Annotated in this window: 11 protein-coding genes; 6 read left to right on the top strand and 5 right to left on the bottom strand. The window is 49.8% G+C overall.

The features are described from left to right. The first annotated feature begins 76 nt into the window (after window positions 1-76). The 4 genes from NE473_RS22625 to NE473_RS22640 all read left to right on the top strand — a co-directional run bounded on the left by NE473_RS22625 (window position 77) and on the right by NE473_RS22640 (window position 5,370). Window positions 77-1,390, top strand: a complete 1,314-nt coding sequence (locus NE473_RS22625; protein ID WP_006776490.1) for a YgeY family selenium metabolism-linked hydrolase — start codon at window positions 77-79, stop codon at window positions 1,388-1,390. Between the two features lie 195 nt (window positions 1,391-1,585). Next, window positions 1,586-2,779: a knotted carbamoyltransferase YgeW gene (ygeW, locus tag NE473_RS22630; RefSeq protein ID WP_006776489.1), complete on the top strand. Its 1,194-nt coding sequence runs from the start codon at window positions 1,586-1,588 to the stop codon at window positions 2,777-2,779. 162 nt (window positions 2,780-2,941) lie between these two features. Then, window positions 2,942-3,886, top strand: a complete 945-nt coding sequence (gene arcC / locus NE473_RS22635; RefSeq protein ID WP_055651222.1) for a carbamate kinase — start codon at window positions 2,942-2,944, stop codon at window positions 3,884-3,886. A gap of 143 nt (window positions 3,887-4,029) precedes the next feature. Further along, complete coding sequence (locus NE473_RS22640; RefSeq protein WP_022032382.1) at window positions 4,030-5,370, top strand: uracil-xanthine permease family protein; 1,341 nt, start codon at window positions 4,030-4,032, stop codon at window positions 5,368-5,370. Window positions 5,371-5,441: 71 nt separating this feature from the next. On the opposite strand, the gene NE473_RS22645 is transcribed toward NE473_RS22640, so the two are convergent. Both NE473_RS22645 and NE473_RS22650 read right to left on the bottom strand, forming a co-directional pair. Then, the gene (locus NE473_RS22645) at window positions 5,442-6,710 is read right to left on the bottom strand and encodes an MFS transporter (protein ID WP_055651223.1); all 1,269 of its coding nucleotides are present in this window, start codon (window positions 6,708-6,710) and stop codon (window positions 5,442-5,444) included. Then, entirely contained in the window at window positions 6,711-7,901 is a 1,191-nt protein-coding gene (locus NE473_RS22650) for a M20 metallopeptidase family protein (RefSeq protein ID WP_055651224.1), read from the bottom strand. A gap of 170 nt (window positions 7,902-8,071) precedes the next feature. On the opposite strand from NE473_RS22650, the gene NE473_RS22655 reads away from it, so the two are divergent. Beyond that, window positions 8,072-9,397: a helix-turn-helix domain-containing protein gene (locus tag NE473_RS22655; protein ID WP_055651225.1), complete on the top strand. Its 1,326-nt coding sequence runs from the start codon at window positions 8,072-8,074 to the stop codon at window positions 9,395-9,397. Window positions 9,398-9,546: 149 nt separating this feature from the next. After that, complete coding sequence (locus NE473_RS22660) at window positions 9,547-10,956, top strand: MFS transporter (protein WP_055651226.1); 1,410 nt, start codon at window positions 9,547-9,549, stop codon at window positions 10,954-10,956. Between the two features lie 548 nt (window positions 10,957-11,504). Here NE473_RS22660 and NE473_RS22665 read toward each other — a convergent pair. The 3 genes from NE473_RS22665 to NE473_RS22675 form a co-directional block, all read right to left on the bottom strand. After that, the gene (locus NE473_RS22665) at window positions 11,505-11,918 is read right to left on the bottom strand and encodes a hypothetical protein (protein ID WP_155521604.1); all 414 of its coding nucleotides are present in this window, start codon (window positions 11,916-11,918) and stop codon (window positions 11,505-11,507) included. Then, window positions 11,842-15,180, bottom strand: coding sequence for a leucine-rich repeat protein (locus NE473_RS22670; RefSeq protein WP_055651228.1), 3,339 nt, complete (start codon window positions 15,178-15,180; stop codon window positions 11,842-11,844). The genes NE473_RS22665 and NE473_RS22670 overlap by 77 nt, the downstream gene beginning before the upstream one ends. 73 nt (window positions 15,181-15,253) lie before the next feature. Beyond that, window positions 15,254-18,016 (bottom strand): leucine-rich repeat protein, encoded by a 2,763-nt coding sequence (locus NE473_RS22675; protein ID WP_155560759.1) that lies wholly within the window; start codon window positions 18,014-18,016, stop codon window positions 15,254-15,256.

The raw sequence follows: 18,016 nt of genomic DNA on the forward strand, positions 1-18,016 counted from the left end.
ATAATTTTCTTTTGATGAGCCAAAGGCAAATCGAACTATATTATAAAATAATAATAAAACGGAGGGTATTAAAATCATGGATTACGCAAAAATCAAAGAGGCAGCAAAAAATTACGAAGCTGACATGACCAGGTTTTTAAGAGACATCGTAAAGTTCCCGGGTGAGAGCTGTGACGAGAAGGCTCATATCGACCGCATCGCAGAAGAGATGAGAAAACTGGAATTTGACAAAGTTGTTATCGATGATATGGGAAATGTTCTCGGCTACATGGGAACAGGCGCTACCTTAATCGGCTTCGACGCCCATATCGATACGGTAGGAATCGGCAACAAGAGCAACTGGAACTTCGATCCGTACGAAGGCTACGAGAATGACACTGAGATCGGCGGCCGCGGCGTTTCCGATCAGTGCGGCGGCATCGTATCAGCCGTTTACGGAGCCAGAATCATGAAGGATTTAGGTCTTTTAAGCGACAAATACACCGTTCTGGTAACCGGTACGGTTCAGGAAGAAGACTGTGACGGTCTCTGCTGGCAGTACATCATCAACGAAGACAAGGTTCGTCCGGAATTCGTTGTATCCACAGAGCCTACTGACGGCGGTATCTACCGCGGCCAGAGAGGACGTATGGAAATCCGTGTAGACGTAAAAGGCGTTTCCTGCCACGGCTCCGCTCCGGAACGCGGCGACAACGCGATCTACAAGATGGCCGACATTCTTCAGGATGTACGCGCATTAAATGAAAATGACGCAGCCGACGACAAGGAAGTCAAAGGCCTCGTTAAGATGCTGGACGAAAGCTACAACGCAGAATGGAAAGAAGCCAACTTCTTAGGACGCGGTACTGTAACCGTTTCAGAAATCTTCTTTACATCACCAAGCCGCTGTGCTGTTGCCGACTCCTGTTCCGTATCCTTAGACCGTCGTATGACAGCCGGCGAGACATGGGAAAGCTGCTTAGAGGAAATCCGCAGCTTACCGAGCGTCAAAAAATACGGCAATGATGTAACCGTATCCATGTATGAATATTCCCGTCCTTCCTACAAAGGACTTACTTATCCGATCGAGTGCTACTTCCCGACATGGGTTATTCCGGAGGATCACAAGGTGACAAAATCTCTGGAAGAAGCCTATAAGAACTTATACGGCGATGTTCGTATCGGCGCAGAAGAAACACTTGCCATGAGAACAGCCCGTCCATTGACAGACAAATGGACCTTCTCCACCAACGGCGTTTCCATCATGGGACGCAACGGTATTCCGTGTATCGGCTTTGGACCTGGCGCAGAGGCTCAGGCTCACGCTCCGAACGAGAAGACATGGAAGCAGGATTTAGTAACGTGTGCAGCCGTTTACGCAGCACTTCCTTCTATCTACTGCGAGAAATAATTATTTAGCCAATCAGTTGCCATTTTGTAACCATATATGCCGGCTGCAGGTCCTCCTTAAAACCTGCAGCCACCCCTAAAACAATCACTCTTGCCGGCAGCCTTCATTCCTTCCCCAAATCTATGACGGGCTGTACAGCATGCAGGATAGATACCAAATAACATTACACTTTATTTCAGGAGGCTTTATACCAATATGAAAACCTTACAGGATTACATCGACAAATTAAACGCTTTAAATTTCAAGGAAATGTACAACAATGATTTCTTTTTAACCTGGGAAAAGACAGACGAAGAACTGGAAGCTGTCTGGACCGTTGCTGACGCTCTCCGCTTTATGAGAGAAAACAACATTTCCACAAAGGTATTCGAGAGCGGCCTCGGAATCTCCTTATTCCGTGACAACTCCACACGTACCCGTTTCTCCTTCGCTTCCGCATGTAACTTACTCGGTCTGGAAGTTCAGGACTTAGACGAGGGCAAGTCTCAGGTAGCTCACGGCGAGACCGTTCGCGAAACAGCCAACATGATCTCCTTCATGGCTGATGTAATCGGTATCCGTGATGACATGTACATCGGCAAGGGCAACGCTTATATGCACGAAGTTGTTGACTCTGTTACACAGGGCCACAAGGACGGAATCTTAGAGCAGAAGCCAACCTTAGTAAACTTACAGTGTGATATTGACCATCCGACACAGTGTATGGCTGATATGTTACATATTATCCATGAGTTCGGCGGCCTTGAGAACTTAAAAGGCAAAAAGCTGGCTATGACATGGGCTTACTCTCCTTCTTACGGCAAACCGTTATCCGTTCCTCAGGGCGTCATCGGTCTGATGACACGTATGGGCATGGAAGTTGTTTTAGCTCATCCGGAAGGCTACGAGGTTATGCCTGAGGTTGAGGAAGTTGCAAGAAAGAACGCTGAGAAGTCCGGCGGTTCCTTCCGCGTATCCCACGACATGGCTGACGCATTCAAAGACGCTGACATCGTTTACCCGAAGAGCTGGGCTCCATTCGCAGCAATGGAAAAGAGAACGAACCTTTACGGCGAAGGCGACACAGAGGGCATCAAGGCTCTGGAGAAGGAATTACTGGCTCAGAACGCAGAGCACAAAGACTGGTGCTGTACCGAAGAGCTCATGAAGACCACAAAGGATGGCAAGGCTCTGTACTTACACTGCTTACCGGCAGATATCAATGACGTAAGCTGTGTAGACGGTGAAGTAGAAGCTTCCGTATTCGACCGCTACCGCGATCCGTTATACAAAGAAGCCAGCTTCAAGCCATACGTAATCGCCGCTATGATCTTCCTTGCCAAGTTTGAGAATCCACAGGAAATCTTAAAGAAGCTGGAAGAAAGAAACACGCCACGCGTATTCAAATAAAGAATTGGAATCCGGGCGCACCCGCTGCCAGCGAGTAGCAGGTGCGTCCTTTTTTATTCCCGCGGCCCCGCACGAAAAGTGCCGGGCGGCCATTTTTCCATCGAACGCGCCGCAAGGCTGCGTGAGGCGGATTTCTAAAAAAACCGGTGGAGGGTTTATTCAATGAACAAAAAGAAAAGAATCGTCATCGCCCTGGGCGGCAATGCCTTAGGCAATACACTGCCGGAACAGATGACGGCAGTTAAAATCACGGCAAAAGCGATCGTAGACCTGATCGAAGAAGGCTGCGAGGTTGTCGTTGCACACGGCAACGGACCTCAGGTCGGCATGATCAACAACGCCATGAGCGCACTGAGCCGTGAAGATCCGAATCAGCCGAATACCCCTCTCTCCGTCTGTGTAGCCATGAGCCAGGCTTATATCGGCTATGACTTACAGAATGCGCTGAGAGAGGAATTATTAAACAGAAACATCACGGATATTCCGGTTACGACCATGATCACACAGATCCGCGTCGATGCGGAGGATCCTGCATTTAACGCACCTTCCAAGCCAATCGGCCATTTTATGACAGAAGAACAGGCTAAGATTGCAGAAGAAAAATACGGATATATCATGAAGGAAGACGCAGGCCGCGGCTACCGCCGTGTCGTTGCTTCTCCTAAGCCCGCCGAAATCATTGAAATCGGCGCAATCCGTTCCCTCGTGGACTCCGGACAGCTGGTTATCGCCTGCGGCGGAGGCGGAATCCCGGTTACTCTGATCGGGAACCATTTAAAAGGCGCAAGTGCCGTAATTGACAAAGACTTTGCAAGTGAACTGCTGGCTGAAGAGCTGGATGCTGATTTTTTAATCATCTTAACCGCAGTGGAAAAGGTCGCTATTAACTTCGGAAAACCGGAAGAGATTTGGCTTTCCGATATCACAACAGACGATGCCAGAAAGTATATGGACGAAGGTCATTTTGCTCCGGGTTCCATGCTTCCGAAGGTACAGGCTGCTGTGAAATTCGCAGATTCCAAGGATGGGCGCAACGCACTCATCACTCTGCTTGAAAAAGCAAAAGAGGGAATCCTGGGGAAAACCGGTACTCGCATTCATCAGTAATATTCAGCAGCCTTTCAGACGGCTCATTTCCTGATTGTCTTTTCGGTCTGGAAATGACCGGTCTGGGCTGTTATAATTTTCTGCCGGAAAACTGCGATCCGGTTTTCCGGAGTACTTCCAAAACCTAAGGAGGAACTCTCTCTATGAAACAGTCAAATAAAGAATACGCTTCTATTTTTCAGTTGGACGGCATCCCAAAATTCTCCCAGGCACTGCCGTTAGCACTTCAGCACGTGGTAGCCATGATCGTCGGCTGTGTTACTCCGGCAATCATCGTGTCCAATGTCGCTAACTTATCAGGCGCTGACCGGGTTATCCTGATTCAGGCCGCACTTGTAGTATCCGCACTGTCAACCCTGCTGCAGCTGTTTCCCATCGGGAAAAAAGGAAGCTTCCGTCTCGGAGCAGCCCTTCCTGTCATCATGGGCATCAGCTTCGCATACGTTCCCAGCATGCAGTCCATTGCTGCGGACTTTGGTATTCCTGCCATTTTAGGCGCTCAGATTGTCGGTGGTGTCGTTGCCTTCATCGTGGGTGCTTTTGTCATGCAAATTCGTAAATTTTTCCCGCCGCTGATCACGGGTACCGTAGTCTTCACCATTGGTTTATCGCTGTACCCCACAGCCATCAATTACATGGCCGGAGGAACCTCCAGCCCGACTTACGGATCCTGGCAGAACTGGGCCATTGCATTCCTGACCCTGATCGTAGTAACTGTCCTGAACCATTTCGGAAAAGGAATCTTCAAGCTGGCTTCCATTCTGATCGGTATTATTGTCGGCTATATCGTCTCACTCTTCTTTGGTATGGTCGATTTCTCCAGCATCGGGGCAGCGGCAGCCTTCCAGGTTCCGCAGCCGCTTCATTTTGGAATTATGTTTGAACCATCCTCCTGTATCGCCATCGGTATTCTGTTTGCGATCAACTCCATACAGGCCATCGGAGACTTTACAGCAACCACCAGCGGTTCCATTGACCGTGAACCGACCGACAAAGAACTTCAGGGCGGCATCATGGGATACGGTGTCACCAACATCCTCGGCGCTCTGTTAGGCGGCCTTCCAACCGCCACCTACAGCCAGAACGTCGGTATCGTTACAACGACGAAGGTAGTCAACCGCTGTGTCCTGGGGCTTACCGCTGCCATTCTCCTTGCAGCCGGTTTGATCCCGAAGTTCTCCGCACTGCTCACCACCATTCCCCAATGCGTTCTGGGCGGCGCAACCGTATCTGTCTTTGCTTCTATCGCCATGACCGGTATGAAGCTCGTTATGTCGGAAGAGATGACTTACCGCAACTCTTCTATCGTGGGACTTGCCGCAGCGCTCGGCATGGGTATCTCCCAGGCCACCGCAGCACTATCCACATTCCCCAGCTGGGTAGTCACCATCTTCGGCCGTTCACCGGTCGTAGTCGCTACCATCGTGGCGGTTCTGCTGAACATTATCCTTCCGAGAGAAGGCAAAAAAGCAAACCAGAAATAAGATGAATCATAATTGAAAACACCCTGTGACCGGTAAATGACCACAGGGTGTTTTCAATTATTTTATTTCAGCTAAACGGCCGATTTCACAGCCTTCATCTTTTTTTCCGAATAGCCCATACAGTACACAATCGCCACAAGGGTAGCGGCCATGCATATGGCGCACAGAGGCCAGATGATGCTGTAATCGCCAGTGATGTCAAAGAGGAGCGATACTAAAACCGTGCCGATCACTCCGCCGAACCGGTTGACCGAAACCACGGTTCCATAGATTGGGCCGTAGTCCCTGGTTCCGAATATTTTACTGGTCAGCAGAGCCGGGAGAACCGATGTAATACCGGAAGCCAGACCATAGAGCACAATCAGTAAGTAGATGAACGTCTTATTGCCCGCCATGATGAAGCACAGGAAGGCCAGTACCCCGACGACGCAGATATAGATGCTGCCGATTTTTTCACCGAAACGGTCTATGATATATCCCAGCAAAAGCTTACCGCCAATGGCAACCGCCATGTAAGCGGACAGTACTTTAGCGGCAACCGCGCTTCCGTACCCGATATCAGTTAAATACGCCGGCAGCTGTAATGCAGCGCCTGTTGCAAAGGTCATCGCAAATATGGAAAGCAGAAAAACATAGAAAGCAGGGCTTCTGCGCGCTTCCGCCATGGTAAAACCGACCGGCGCAGGCTTCTTTGCCGCAGCCTGTTCCCCGACCGGCTCGTCAGCGCCCAGCGGCTGAAGATTCTTGTCCGCCGGAGTGGAACGCACGATGAAGACGGTACACGGAATCATGATAACCAGCATGATAAGACCTACAATTTTGTCCGACATACGCCAGCCCATGCTGGAAATCAGGCGTTCCACGATCGGGCTGAATATAACGCCGCCGACGCTGATTCCGAGAGAAGCCGTGCTGACTGCAAATCCGCGGCGCTTTTTAAACCAGGCCGTCAGCAGGATGGAGTTGGGCAGTACTGTATTTCCGGTAAAGAAGACGCCCTTCACAGCCGCCAGAACCAGGATGGATACCATGTTCGGCATGAAACCGCGGCCAATGGTACAGAGTGCCGTCATCGCGGTACAGATGGTCAATACGACTCTGGCGTCGTACTTCTTATACATCTTTCCCCAGAACGGAGCCGTCAGCACCGCACCGGCCGCCATGAGAACGCTCTGCAGCGAAAGCATGACACGGGGAACCTCCAGTTCCTGATACATGGGCACCATGTAGAGAGAGGCAACCTGCATGACCAGCACATGCACCGTCATGTTCATTAAAAAACAAACCACTAAAATATACCATGCGTAATGAATCTTTTTCTTCGAAGCCTGATTTTCCATTTACCCTTCCTCCTGTGTCTTTCTGCTCTGTTTCTCCAGCCAGCTGACAGCAGCATACGCATACGCCGCTGCACCGACAGGCAGACATTTTTCATTGAACTGTACCTTAGGATGGTGCTGGCCGTACACCTCTTTTTCCTCAATTCTCGCCCCCAGCACAAGGAATGACGCCGGAACCTGCTGTGCAATAAATGAGAAATCTTCCGATCCCGGGAAAGATTTATCTACAAAACGGACCTGCTTCTCTGAAAACAGCTCACACAGACTGTCCTTTATCTCTGCAGCCAGTTCCCTGTCACAGACCATGGGCACAGCGTAGGCAGGCTCAAAGCTGACTTTTGCACTGCCCCGGAACGCGCCTGCAACGCCTTCGCAGATTTCCTGCATTCTGGCGCGCAGCTTCTCTCTGACCTCATTGTCGAAGGTTCTGATCGTTCCCTGCATCTTCACCTCTTCCGGAATCACATTGAAGGTAGTTCCTCCGTGAATGCTGCCGATGGTCATGACTCCGATCTCTCCGGCCTTCAGCTCACGCGCCTGAAGTTCCTGAAGCGCGGTATGGATATGGCATGCAATAGCGATGGGATCGACCCCTTCATCGGGACGGCTTCCATGGCATCCCTTCCCTGTCACCGTAATGGTGAAGGAATCATTGGATGCGGCCGTCGGTCCCTGAAATGCCAGAACCGCACCTGCCGGAACCCCGGAATTCACATGAAAGGCCACCGCCGCATCCACACTGGGATTCGTAAGAATTCCGGCATCAATCATGGCCCGCGCCCCGCATAAGGTCTCTTCCCCTGGCTGGAACATGAGTTTTACCGTACCCTTTAGCTCGTTCTCATGTTCCTTTAAAATCTGTGCGGCTCCCAACAGCATGGCGGTATGTAAGTCATGGCCGCAGCAATGGGCTGCTCCCGGATTCTGTGATGCAAACGGCAGTCCGCTCTCCTCTTCCATGGGCAGTGCATCCATATCGGCCCGCAGAAGCAGCGTCTTTCCCGGAACACCAGCCAGCGCGCATACGCCGCCGCCTATTCTCTGCGGCTCATACCCCATCTCTTTCAGCCGGTTATACACGTAATCCACCGTATGCTCCAGATTCATACCCAGTTCCGGCTTCGAATGCAGCACTCTTCTGTCTTTCACAATAGCGGGAGCGAGTTCTTTCGCTCTATCCAGATAAGACATTTTTATTCCCCTCCATTTATTCAATATTTTAATATTTATTATGCATATTATTTATTAAATGTCAAGTAAATATTTTTATTATTTATTATTTTATTATCATGATTGAATAAATATCCTTGCGTTTAAAATCGCCGCCTGATATAATAAAGCGGTCAAGGTGGTGATCAATCATGAGCTGTAAAACAGCCTTAATCTCTTCCGCGGAACACTGTGACTATATCCGCGGAATCATGAAAAATATCGAATTGAATTATGAATTAGATTACGTAGTATGCCCTTCCTTTCGGGATCTCCCAAATGTTTTTGCAGAGATTCAGAATCAGTACGACGCGTTCTGCACGACGGGAGCGTTTGCGAGGGAAGCGATCCTGCGGACACACGGCGCGGCAGAGAAGCCCTTCGTCAGCATTTCCGAATCGCCTGCTGAATTCTATCAGATCCTGTTTCATCTTCTATATGAAGACCGTACCTGCGATCTTTCCAGGATTGTATTTGATCACTCTCTCTGGATTCCCGGGCTTGAGGTCATAACGGCTCTCGATTATGCAAAGGGCAGCGTGCGGTTCGACGATAAAAAGCGCATGGAATTTCTGGACCGTTTTCCTCTCGAAGAGCTCCTGGATGCGGACCGCACCATTGTGGAGAATGCAAAAGCGCGGTGGGCTGACGACGCCTTTGATCTCATCATCTGCCGTCACAGCTATGCCTACGCCTTTTTAAAGGAGAACGGCATCCCGTGTCAATTCGCGTATCCCACGCCGGATAATGTGATCGATACGCTGGTTCACCTACAGGATGAGCTGAGCCTGATGCAGATGAACGATAATCTGCCCGGCGTCGTCTATTTAACCAGCCCCTCCATGCAGGCTGCTTCCGCGGAGGACATCGTTCCCGAAAGCATTGAGCTTCAGAGGTGCCTGCTGGACTTCGATCAGGAATATACGACAGGACTGATGATGAAAAAGGCGCTGGGTGGATTTGAACTCTACACGACGAGACGCACGCTTCAGCGGATCACCGATAACTTCACCCAGTGCCGGCTCTGCACCTACATGCTCGGAAGACTGGGACTGGAGCTGTCCGTAGGATACGGCATCGGCCGCGACGTCATGAGCGCCCGCACCCACGCGTTGGAGGCATACAACCTTTCAGTGAAAAGCGGAAAAAGCTATGTGATCGGCTGCTCAGGCAGTGCTCCCAGAGTGCTGGAAGGCGCCGGCGCCCCTACCGCAGATGAGGTTTCTGAAAAACTGAAAAAAGCGTCTCAGGATACAGGGCTGTCCGTGATGACGCTGCAGCGCATCCGTTCTGCAGTGGATCTGCAGGGAAATTCTGACATTACAACGCAGGACTTAGCAGGAACCCTGCAGGTCACTGTGGCCAATGCCAACCGTTTTGTCAATCATCTTCTGTCCGCAGGCTATGCGGAGGTAGTCGGAGAAAAGAAGGCTCCTCTGCGCGGACGTCCCACCCGGGTCTACCGTATCGAACTTTAGTACGTTTCACCTGACCAGGAACCTCTGTTTGAAAAATAGAGCTTCCTGGTTTTTTATTTTTATATTTATTATTTATTTTATAAAATACTCTTGATTTTATTTAATAAATATATTAGAATATTTTCAAATGTACTAAGGGGGAAACAATTATGGTTACAGAAAAAACAGGGGCTGATCAGGAGAAGCTGCAAAAGAAAGATATTCTCGCCTACGGAGCCGGAGGCTTTGCAAGCACGCTTCCCAACCAGTTCCGCACCCAGTTCGGGATGAATTTTATGACAGACATGGCAGGCCTGCCGATCGGACTGGTGGGTACCTGCTCCATGTTAATGTCCATCTGGGATGCAGTGAATGATCCATTGATCGGTAAAATAGTGGACAACACCAACACCAGGCGGTGGGGCAAATACCGTCCTCACATGATATTCGGCGCCATCGGTCTGGCCGTCACGATTCTGCTGCAGTTTTTCGTACCTCCGCTGTCTTCCCGCGGACTCATCATCTATTACTGCGCCGTCATGATGCTGCTTTCCGTCTTTTTTACTCAGTTTACCGTGCCGTGGCAGGCGCTTAACAGCGTGCTGTCCCATGACGCCCATGAGCGGAATCTGCTTCTCACGTCAAGGCAGCTATCCGGAGCGGTAGCCACTTCCGCAGTTGGTCTCTTCACAATTCCCGTTATTACACATTTTAAAAATGCCTCCGCAGGCTGGTTCTGTTCTGCCGCCATCGTGGCCGCGCTGTGCGTCATTACGGCATTTCTCGCAGCGAACGCGGCGAAAAAGAAGGATTATTACATGTCCATTGCAACGCCTCCAAAGCTCAGCTGGCGCAGACAGTCCAGTGTAGTCTTTAAAAATCCCGCTGTTCTCTGCAACAGCCTGATGCTGGGCATGGTCAATCTGGGAATCTCGATCAACGCGACAATCAGTCTGTACTACATAAAATATGTGGTTGGCAGTCTTTCGGTCCTGGCCGTCATCTCCGCCATCCAGATATGCGTCAACCTGATTCTGGTTCCATTTCTGCCCTCCCTCATGAGGCGTTTCGGGAAGATCGCCATGCTGCGAATCAGTATGCTTCTCCAGTTTATCTCTGCGGTAATTCTGCTTGTGCTGCGTGAGAACGCAGTCTTGTGGCAGGTGGTAATCATGAGCCTCTTCACCACAACCGGGCTGACCTTTTCCAATATCTGCTGCTTCGCAATGATTCCCGACTGCACCGACTATACCGAACTCCATTTCGGCTGCGCGCAGGCCGGTTTTATCAATGCTTCCAGCACCTTTGTACGGAAATTCTGCGGTTCCTTCTCTACCCTGATCGTCGGCAGTCTGCTGGCATTCACAGGATATGCCGCCAACATTCCAGTTTCCGCAAAAAGTGTCCATATGATTCTTGCCATAAAAACAGCCATTCCCATACTGACTCTGCTGGCTGTCCTGGTACTGTCCTGTTTTTATCCCATAACAGCCGGATATGCCGTCAAAATGAGAAAAGTGCTGAAGAAAAAGCACAGTCTCGAAAACAAACGCAGTATCGAGCAGGAGGCTAACCATTAGTTGATTTGCCGACCTCTCACAACCGGCATACCGTTCGGTACCAAGGCGGTTCCTTAGTTTTCACAGACTGTCAGATAATAGTCAAGCAGGGATATATAACCCAGCTTGGCTATTAGTTTGAAGTAATTTATCCCCCTGCACATACTGTTGATATTTTGCTTCTCGCACCTTGTTGCTTATTCCCCTGTTTCTATCTGTGAGTTCTCTTATCTTATCCTTCATCTATTTGACTTTACTGACGTGTGCACTTCTGTTTTCTCTTTATTAACATTAAGAAATCCGGGATATGATCAGAGCGAAAGAAGGCCCTCTGTAATATGGAATTAAGGGCAGACAAAAACAGCCATCTCCATGCTTTCGCACAAAAACGGCTGCTCTCACTGCATTGAAAAGTCCACAAAACAGGTATAAAAATCAGGACAGATACCTGCTTTTGGTGTCTCGAAAACCGTGTGACCTGGCGCATGAAGACATTGGACCTTATCAATGCGTTGCCTGGTTCATCGCATCGCAAACTCCTGATCCACTTACACGGCCGTCACATGGGATTAATAATCAGATCCATGCCAAATATCAGCGTATAGCATCGGCTCTCCGTACTTTTTAGCCCTGCGTATAGCTGCATCAGTGACTGGGCCTGGGCCAGACATTCTTCCAACTTTATAGGGCTTTTGAATATAGCCGTTGGTTTCGGAAAGAAGCGCCTGGATTTTGTCTTTTTCATCGGTTCGTGATGACAGTACCGGAAGCGGTTTTGTCTGCCACATCGTCTTTAACACTTTGCTTCGCAAAATTGTGTGCCAAAGGGGGTACCCTTTAGCACACCCATTGAGAGGGGCTATCAGCTTACCGCCGATGCCCCATGTTCTCAAGCATTCGTATCCGTCATAAAATCTCCTCCTCCTTTTGCAACGCACCTTTTGTTCCATCAGATTCCGGGTTAAAATAATATCGTTTCCCATCGATTTCCCTCTGGCCGACCACCATGGCCCCGTCTGTCCCCAGATAAAACCATGCCTGGTATGCAGAGTCAAAATGCCAACCCGTCGCCATCGCCCCCTCTTTTAAGCCAATTTTTGTCTTTGTATCCTCCTCCGTGCACAGGTAATACCATTGTTGATTGATGTACTGCCAACCGGTGAGCATCCGGCCTTCCCCGTCAAAATAGTACCACAGGCCGTCAACCATACCCCATCGGCTGACTGCGTAAGCGCCGCTTGTCTGGCGGAATTTCCAGATTCCTGTCTCCGTCCTCTCCCAGGTTCCCCGCAGGATGTCGGGGTTCACTGCATTGCTGCCGTCCTTTTCCCCTGACGATCCGCTTCCGGGCATGTGGCTGTAACCCCTGGCTGCGATTGTTCCCACACCCCCTGCGCCGCTTACGCTGTTTCCTTTGGAGAGCAGCAGCGTAAAGGCAAAGCTTCCGTCCACTCCGTCCGGATGGTCGGATGTCCCTTCTGACGCAGGCACAAAACCGGTAATCTTCAACTCTCCCACTATCACGCCTGTATCACGGAAGCCTGAAATCGTTTCAATCGTCTTTAAAAGCCAGCCTTTCACTGCCGCCTCGTCCTCAGCGTTTTCCTGTTCTATGGTATAGGCCTGGCTTTCAATCATCTTCTTTGCGGCTTCTATGTCATCCGGATACTCCACGCGGATGACGGAAGTATCGCCCACTACCCTGCCGTTCACTCCGATGATTAAGGTGCCGGAACCTGAGAGTGATCCATTGATGATCAGAGTGCCTTCCACAGATATCGTTCCATCCACTACCAGGTTTCCATCCACAGTCAGAATAACCCCACTTGGAACGGTGATAACCGCCTCCTTGCCAATCCGCCTGTCTCCGGTGACTGTCGTGTCCTGCTTTATCGTGGCGACTGCTCCGTCCGGCACATCCTCATTCCCATCCCAGGAGGTATCGGCTATGGCATTCTGATTCAGATAGGTATTGATAAGAAGCTGAACCCGTGGCGAGTCCGTAGAAAGAGGCAGTGACTCCGGAAACACCTGAGCGCCCAGCTTTTGCACATTCGGACCAAGATGAGCCGAATCCAGACCGTCACAGCCGTAAAATGCCATTTCACCAATTTCAGTTATCGGTTTTGGAAGCTGAAGTGCGCCGGTAAAGCCGCCGCAATTAAAAAAGCTGTAATATCCGATGTAATTTACCCCCGCCGGAAGCTGAAGTGTGCCGGTAAAGCTGCTGCAGTTATAAAAGCTGGCAGCATCGATGTAAGTTATTCCCGCTGGAAGCTGCAAACTTCCAGTAAAACCGCAATCCTTGAACGCATCAGCCCCGATATATGTCAATGTATCCGGAAGAGATAAGGCACCGGTGAAGCCACATTCGAAAAATACGTAGTCGTCTAATTTTGTCAGCTTCCCTTCTATGGTCAAATCTCCAGTAAAACCTGCCGATTCAAAAGCTTCGGCCTCCATATGCAACACACTCGCAGGGATGGTTAAATCACCGGTAAAATTATTCTTATTAAATGCGCTATCTCCGATGCTTACCAGTGTATTTGGGAGATGAAGTGAACCTGTTATCGCCTTGTAATAAAACGCCGAAGAACCGATCTGGGTTACGGAATACGTCCTTCCTGACGCTTGGTCCGTAACTTTGTCCGGAATAGAAATATCCGTATCAGAGTTTCCGTTATAGCCGATTAACGCCACCGTGTCACTTCCAATCACTTGATACTCCATATCCCCGTCACTGAATTCCTGGGGTGATGACGCCGGCTGATAGGACTGATTTCCAACCTTGATTTTGTTCTTGTCAACACCTGAAGCATAAAGCAGGTCGGCTATCTCCTGCTTCGTGGTGTCAAAACCGTCGAAACCAGTGTTATTGAACGCATGATGCTCAATGCTGGTAATTCCATCCGGGATACTCAGCCTGCCTGTAAGTTTACTGCAATATTTAAATGCACAGACGCCAATACTCGTTAATCCATCTGGCAAAACCAGCTCTCCTGTAAATCCGCACTCATAAAAACTCTCGTTGCCTATTTCCTTCAATTTTTTTGGCAGAGTCAGTGTCCCCGTAAAGCTGTTACCAGCAAATGTATCATAATTGATAATGGTCACTCCGTCCGGTATAATCAAGTCTCCTGTAAAGTTACAGTGGTAAAATGCAAGCCCGCCAATATAGTTTAATTTCTCTGGCAAAATCAACTGTCCGGAAAATGTAGTTTTTGTAAATGCTCTCTCCCCAATGCGAGTAAGTGTTTGTGGCAGGACCAGCTGGCCTGTAAATCCACATTCATAGAATGCGTATTCCCCTATTGCAACCAATGAATCCGAGAGGGTCAGTTCTCCTGTAAAATAGCATCCCGAAAAAGCGTTGTCTCCAATCTCGGTAACCGTATCCGGAATCACTAAATCTCCCGTCAGGCCGGAACAGTCCAGAAATGCATTGTGCCCAATGCTGTCTACCTGGTATACCCTGCCGTTGGAAGGCTTTCGCACTTTGTCCGGGATAACCAGTGTCCCCACTGGCTTTGCCCCATCAAATCCTATGAGCTGTACCGTGTCGGGTCCAAGCTCCTTATACCTCAGACCGTCTATGGTAAATCTGTCGTTGATGGTATTTACCATAGCCCCGCCAAGTGTCACCAGCACAGATATAGGCGGCTCACAGACGTAGCCTTCCGGCAGCTCTGCGATAAATTCATATTCGCCGGTAAACGGCCACTCCCCATCTTCGTCCTGCTGATACTCCGGACAGCGCCAGTCAGCTATGGGAAGCGTCACTTCACCCGCCTCCGCAATCTCCACTCTCACCTGTTCCGGCAGCATGGAGACAACCGTGTCGAAATCCGCCCTGTTCTCTGGGCTGACGCCAATCAAAGGCAGTTCGCCTCCGCTTAAGTTGTCGTCATCCACGAACTCCCATCGAACCACTATTTTCTCAGAGTTTTCGTATTCCGGCTGTTTTCCATCTGTCAGATTTTCATTGGAAGGTATTTCAGTGGTAGGTATTTCAGTGGAGGGCATTTCATCGCCCTTCGGCGTGTCGCCAGGCTTGAGAGCGTCCTCATCCTTCTGGTCCGCATCCGTAGGCGTGGCATATCCGGTCTTCTTTCCCGTATTCTCGTCATCCCCTAATAAATGGTCTGCCGGCACCACGCTGTCTGCCCATGCTATCACAGCTGGCTGGGTACTAATCAGTAACATAATTAACAATGTGGAAATCACCCGTTTGCGGTTTCTTTTCATGGCATTACCCTCCGTTTTGTTCGAATATATTGATTTGTCGATTTGATGTTTTCCTATGCATTTGGAGTTTCATCTACTGCTGCATGGCTCCTCTTGTTCCGTCAGATTCCGGGTTGAAATAGTATTGTTTCCCGTCAATCACTTTCTGGCCGACTGCCATGGCTCCGCTTGTATCCAGGTAAAACCATGCCTGGTATATGGGGTCAAAATGCCAGCCGGTTACCATTGCACCTTCTTTTAGATTGGTTTTGGTCTTACTATCTTCTTCCTGGCACAGATAATACCACTGATTGTTGATATACTGCCAGCCAGTGAGCATCCGCCCGTCCCGGTCAAAGTAGTACCACAGGCCGTCTACCATTCCCCAGCGGTTTGCCGCGTAGGTACCTCTTGCCTGGCGGAATTTCCAGATACCGTCCTCCGTCCGCTCCCAGTTCCCAATGAGAATGTCAGGATTGACTGCGGAACTGCCGCCATTTCCCGATGAGCCACGGCTTACATACACCACGCGGATGCCGGAAGTATCGCCTACTCCCCTGCCGTTTACTCCGATGATTAAGGTGCCGGTGCCGGAAAGTGAACCATTGATGATTAGAGTGCCTTCCACGGATATCGTTCCATCCACAGTCAGAATAACCCCACTTGGAACGGTGATAATCGCCTCCGTGCCAATCCGCCTGTCTCCGGTGACTGTCGTGTCCTGCTTTATGGTGGCGACTGCTCCGTCTGGCACATCCTCTTTCCCATCCCAGGAGGTATCGGCTATGGCATCCTGATTCAGATAAGTATTGATAAGAAGCTGAACCCGTGGCGAGTCGGTGGACAGAGGCAGCGCCTCCGGAAATGCCTGTGACCACAGCTTTTGCAGATTCGTACCAAGATGAACCGAGTCCAGACTGTTACAGCCGTAAAATGCCCTTTTGCCAATTTCAGTTACCTGTTTTGGAAGCTGCAAATGCCCTGTAAAACCGCAGCCCCGGAACGTATATTCCCCAATATATGTCAATGTATCCGGAAGAGACAGGGCACCAGTGAAGCCACATTTGCTAAATGCGGCGCTTTCCAGCCTTGTCAGCCTCCCTTCTATGGTCAAATTGCCAGTAAAACCTGCATTTTCAAAAGAACTGGGCCCAATATAGGTCACGCCCGCGGGGATGGTTAAGTCACCGGTAAAAGCATTCCCGGCAAAAGCGGTTGTTCCTTCGATGCTTACCAGTGTATTCGGGAGGTGAAGCGAACCTGTTATCGCCTTGTGATAGAACGCCGAAGAACCGATTTGTGTTACGGAATACGTCGCTCCTGATACTCGGTCCCTAACTGTGTCCGGAATAGAAATGTCCGTATCAGAGTTTCCATGATAGCCGGTTAACTTCACCGCGTCACTTCCAATTATTTGATACTCCATATCTCCATCTTGGAAACTTGGAACTGAGGGCGGCTGAGAGGGCTGATAAGGCTGATTTCCAACCTTGATTTTGTGCTCGTCAACACCTGAAGCATAAAGCAGGTTGGCTATCTCCTGCTTCGTGGTGTCAAAACCGTCGAAACCAGTATTGTTGAATGCGCCATTCTCGATGATGGTAATTTCATCCGGGATACTCAGTCTGCCCGTAAGTTTACTGCAGTCTTCAAATGCAGAGCCGCCAATAATTGTTAATCCATCTGGCAAATCCAGTTCACCGGTAAATCCGCACCCTAAAAAAGCAGAGTAGCCGATATAGGTAACGGTATCCGGAATGTTCAATTCACCCGTAAATCCAGACCGATAAAAACTCTCTCTGTCTATTCCTTTCAATTTTTTTGGCAGAGTCAGTGTCCCTGTAAAGTTGTTAAACCCAAATGCACCATATTCGATAGTGGTCACTCCGTCCGGAATGATCAAATCTCCCGTAAAGTTACACGAGTAAAATGCATACACACCAATATAATTCAATTTCTCCGGCAGGACCAGCTGGCCTGTAAATTCGTTTTTAAAGAATGCGTTTTCCTCAATTGTCACCAACGAATCCGGGAGGGTCAGTTCTCCTGTAAAATGGCATCCATCAAAAGCACTGACTCCAATCTCAGTCACCATATCCGGAATCACCAAATCTCCCGTCAGACCGGAACAGTCCCGGAACGCATTGCTGAAAATACTGACTATCTGGTACTCCCTGCCGTTAGAAGGCTTTCGCACCTTGTCCGGGATAATCAGTGTCCCGACTGGCTTTTCCCCATCATATCCCATGAGTTGAACCGTGTCTGGACCCAGCTCCTTATACCTCAGACCGTCCACAGTAAATCTGTCGTTAATCGTATTTACCATGGCTCCGCCAAGTGTCACCAGCACGGATATGGGCGGCTCACAGACATACCCTTCCGGCAGCTCTGCGATAAACTCATATTCGCCGGTAAATGGCCATTCCCCATCCTCGTCCTGCTGATACTCCTGACAGTTCCAGTCAGCTATGGGAAGAGTCACTTCGCCCGCCTCCTCAATCTCCGCTCTCACCTGTTCCGGCAGCATGGAGACAACCGTGTCGAAATCCGCCCTGTTCTCCGGGCTTACGCCAATCAGAGACAGTTCACCCCTGCTTAAGTTGTCATCATCCACGAACTCCCATCGAATCACCGTTTCATCGCCCTTCGGCGCATCATCAGACTTGGGAGCGTCTTTATCCTTTTGGTCCGCATCCGCAGGCGTGGCATATTCGGTCTTCTTTCCCGTATTCTCGTCATCCCCCAATAAGTGGTCTGCCGGCACCGCGCTGTCTGCCCATGCCATCACAGCGGGCTGGGTACTAATCAGCAGCATAATTAACAATGTGGAAATCACCCGTTTATGGTTTCTTTTCAT

Source organism: Hungatella sp. SL.1.14 (genome assembly GCF_024460495.1).
In the GTDB taxonomy this organism is placed as follows: Bacteria; Bacillota; Clostridia; order Lachnospirales; family Lachnospiraceae; genus Hungatella; species Hungatella hathewayi.

Excerpts from the sequence above, each read along its gene's own strand:
- NE473_RS22625 (WP_006776490.1), top strand. The coding sequence starts at position 77 with ATGGATTACGCAAAAATCAAAGAGGCAGCAAAAAATTACGAAGCTGAC.
- ygeW (WP_006776489.1), top strand. The coding sequence starts at position 1,586 with ATGAAAACCTTACAGGATTACATCGACAAATTAAACGCTTTAAATTTC.
- arcC (WP_055651222.1), top strand. The coding sequence starts at position 2,942 with ATGAACAAAAAGAAAAGAATCGTCATCGCCCTGGGCGGCAATGCCTTA.
- NE473_RS22640 (WP_022032382.1), top strand. The coding sequence starts at position 4,030 with ATGAAACAGTCAAATAAAGAATACGCTTCTATTTTTCAGTTGGACGGC.
- NE473_RS22645 (WP_055651223.1), bottom strand. The coding sequence starts at position 6,710 with ATGGAAAATCAGGCTTCGAAGAAAAAGATTCATTACGCATGGTATATT.
- NE473_RS22650 (WP_055651224.1), bottom strand. The coding sequence starts at position 7,901 with ATGTCTTATCTGGATAGAGCGAAAGAACTCGCTCCCGCTATTGTGAAA.
- NE473_RS22655 (WP_055651225.1), top strand. The coding sequence starts at position 8,072 with ATGAGCTGTAAAACAGCCTTAATCTCTTCCGCGGAACACTGTGACTAT.
- NE473_RS22660 (WP_055651226.1), top strand. The coding sequence starts at position 9,547 with ATGGTTACAGAAAAAACAGGGGCTGATCAGGAGAAGCTGCAAAAGAAA.
- NE473_RS22665 (WP_155521604.1), bottom strand. The coding sequence starts at position 11,918 with ATGGGAAACGATATTATTTTAACCCGGAATCTGATGGAACAAAAGGTG.
- NE473_RS22670 (WP_055651228.1), bottom strand. The coding sequence starts at position 15,180 with ATGAAAAGAAACCGCAAACGGGTGATTTCCACATTGTTAATTATGTTA.
- NE473_RS22675 (WP_155560759.1), bottom strand. The coding sequence starts at position 18,016 with ATGAAAAGAAACCATAAACGGGTGATTTCCACATTGTTAATTATGCTG.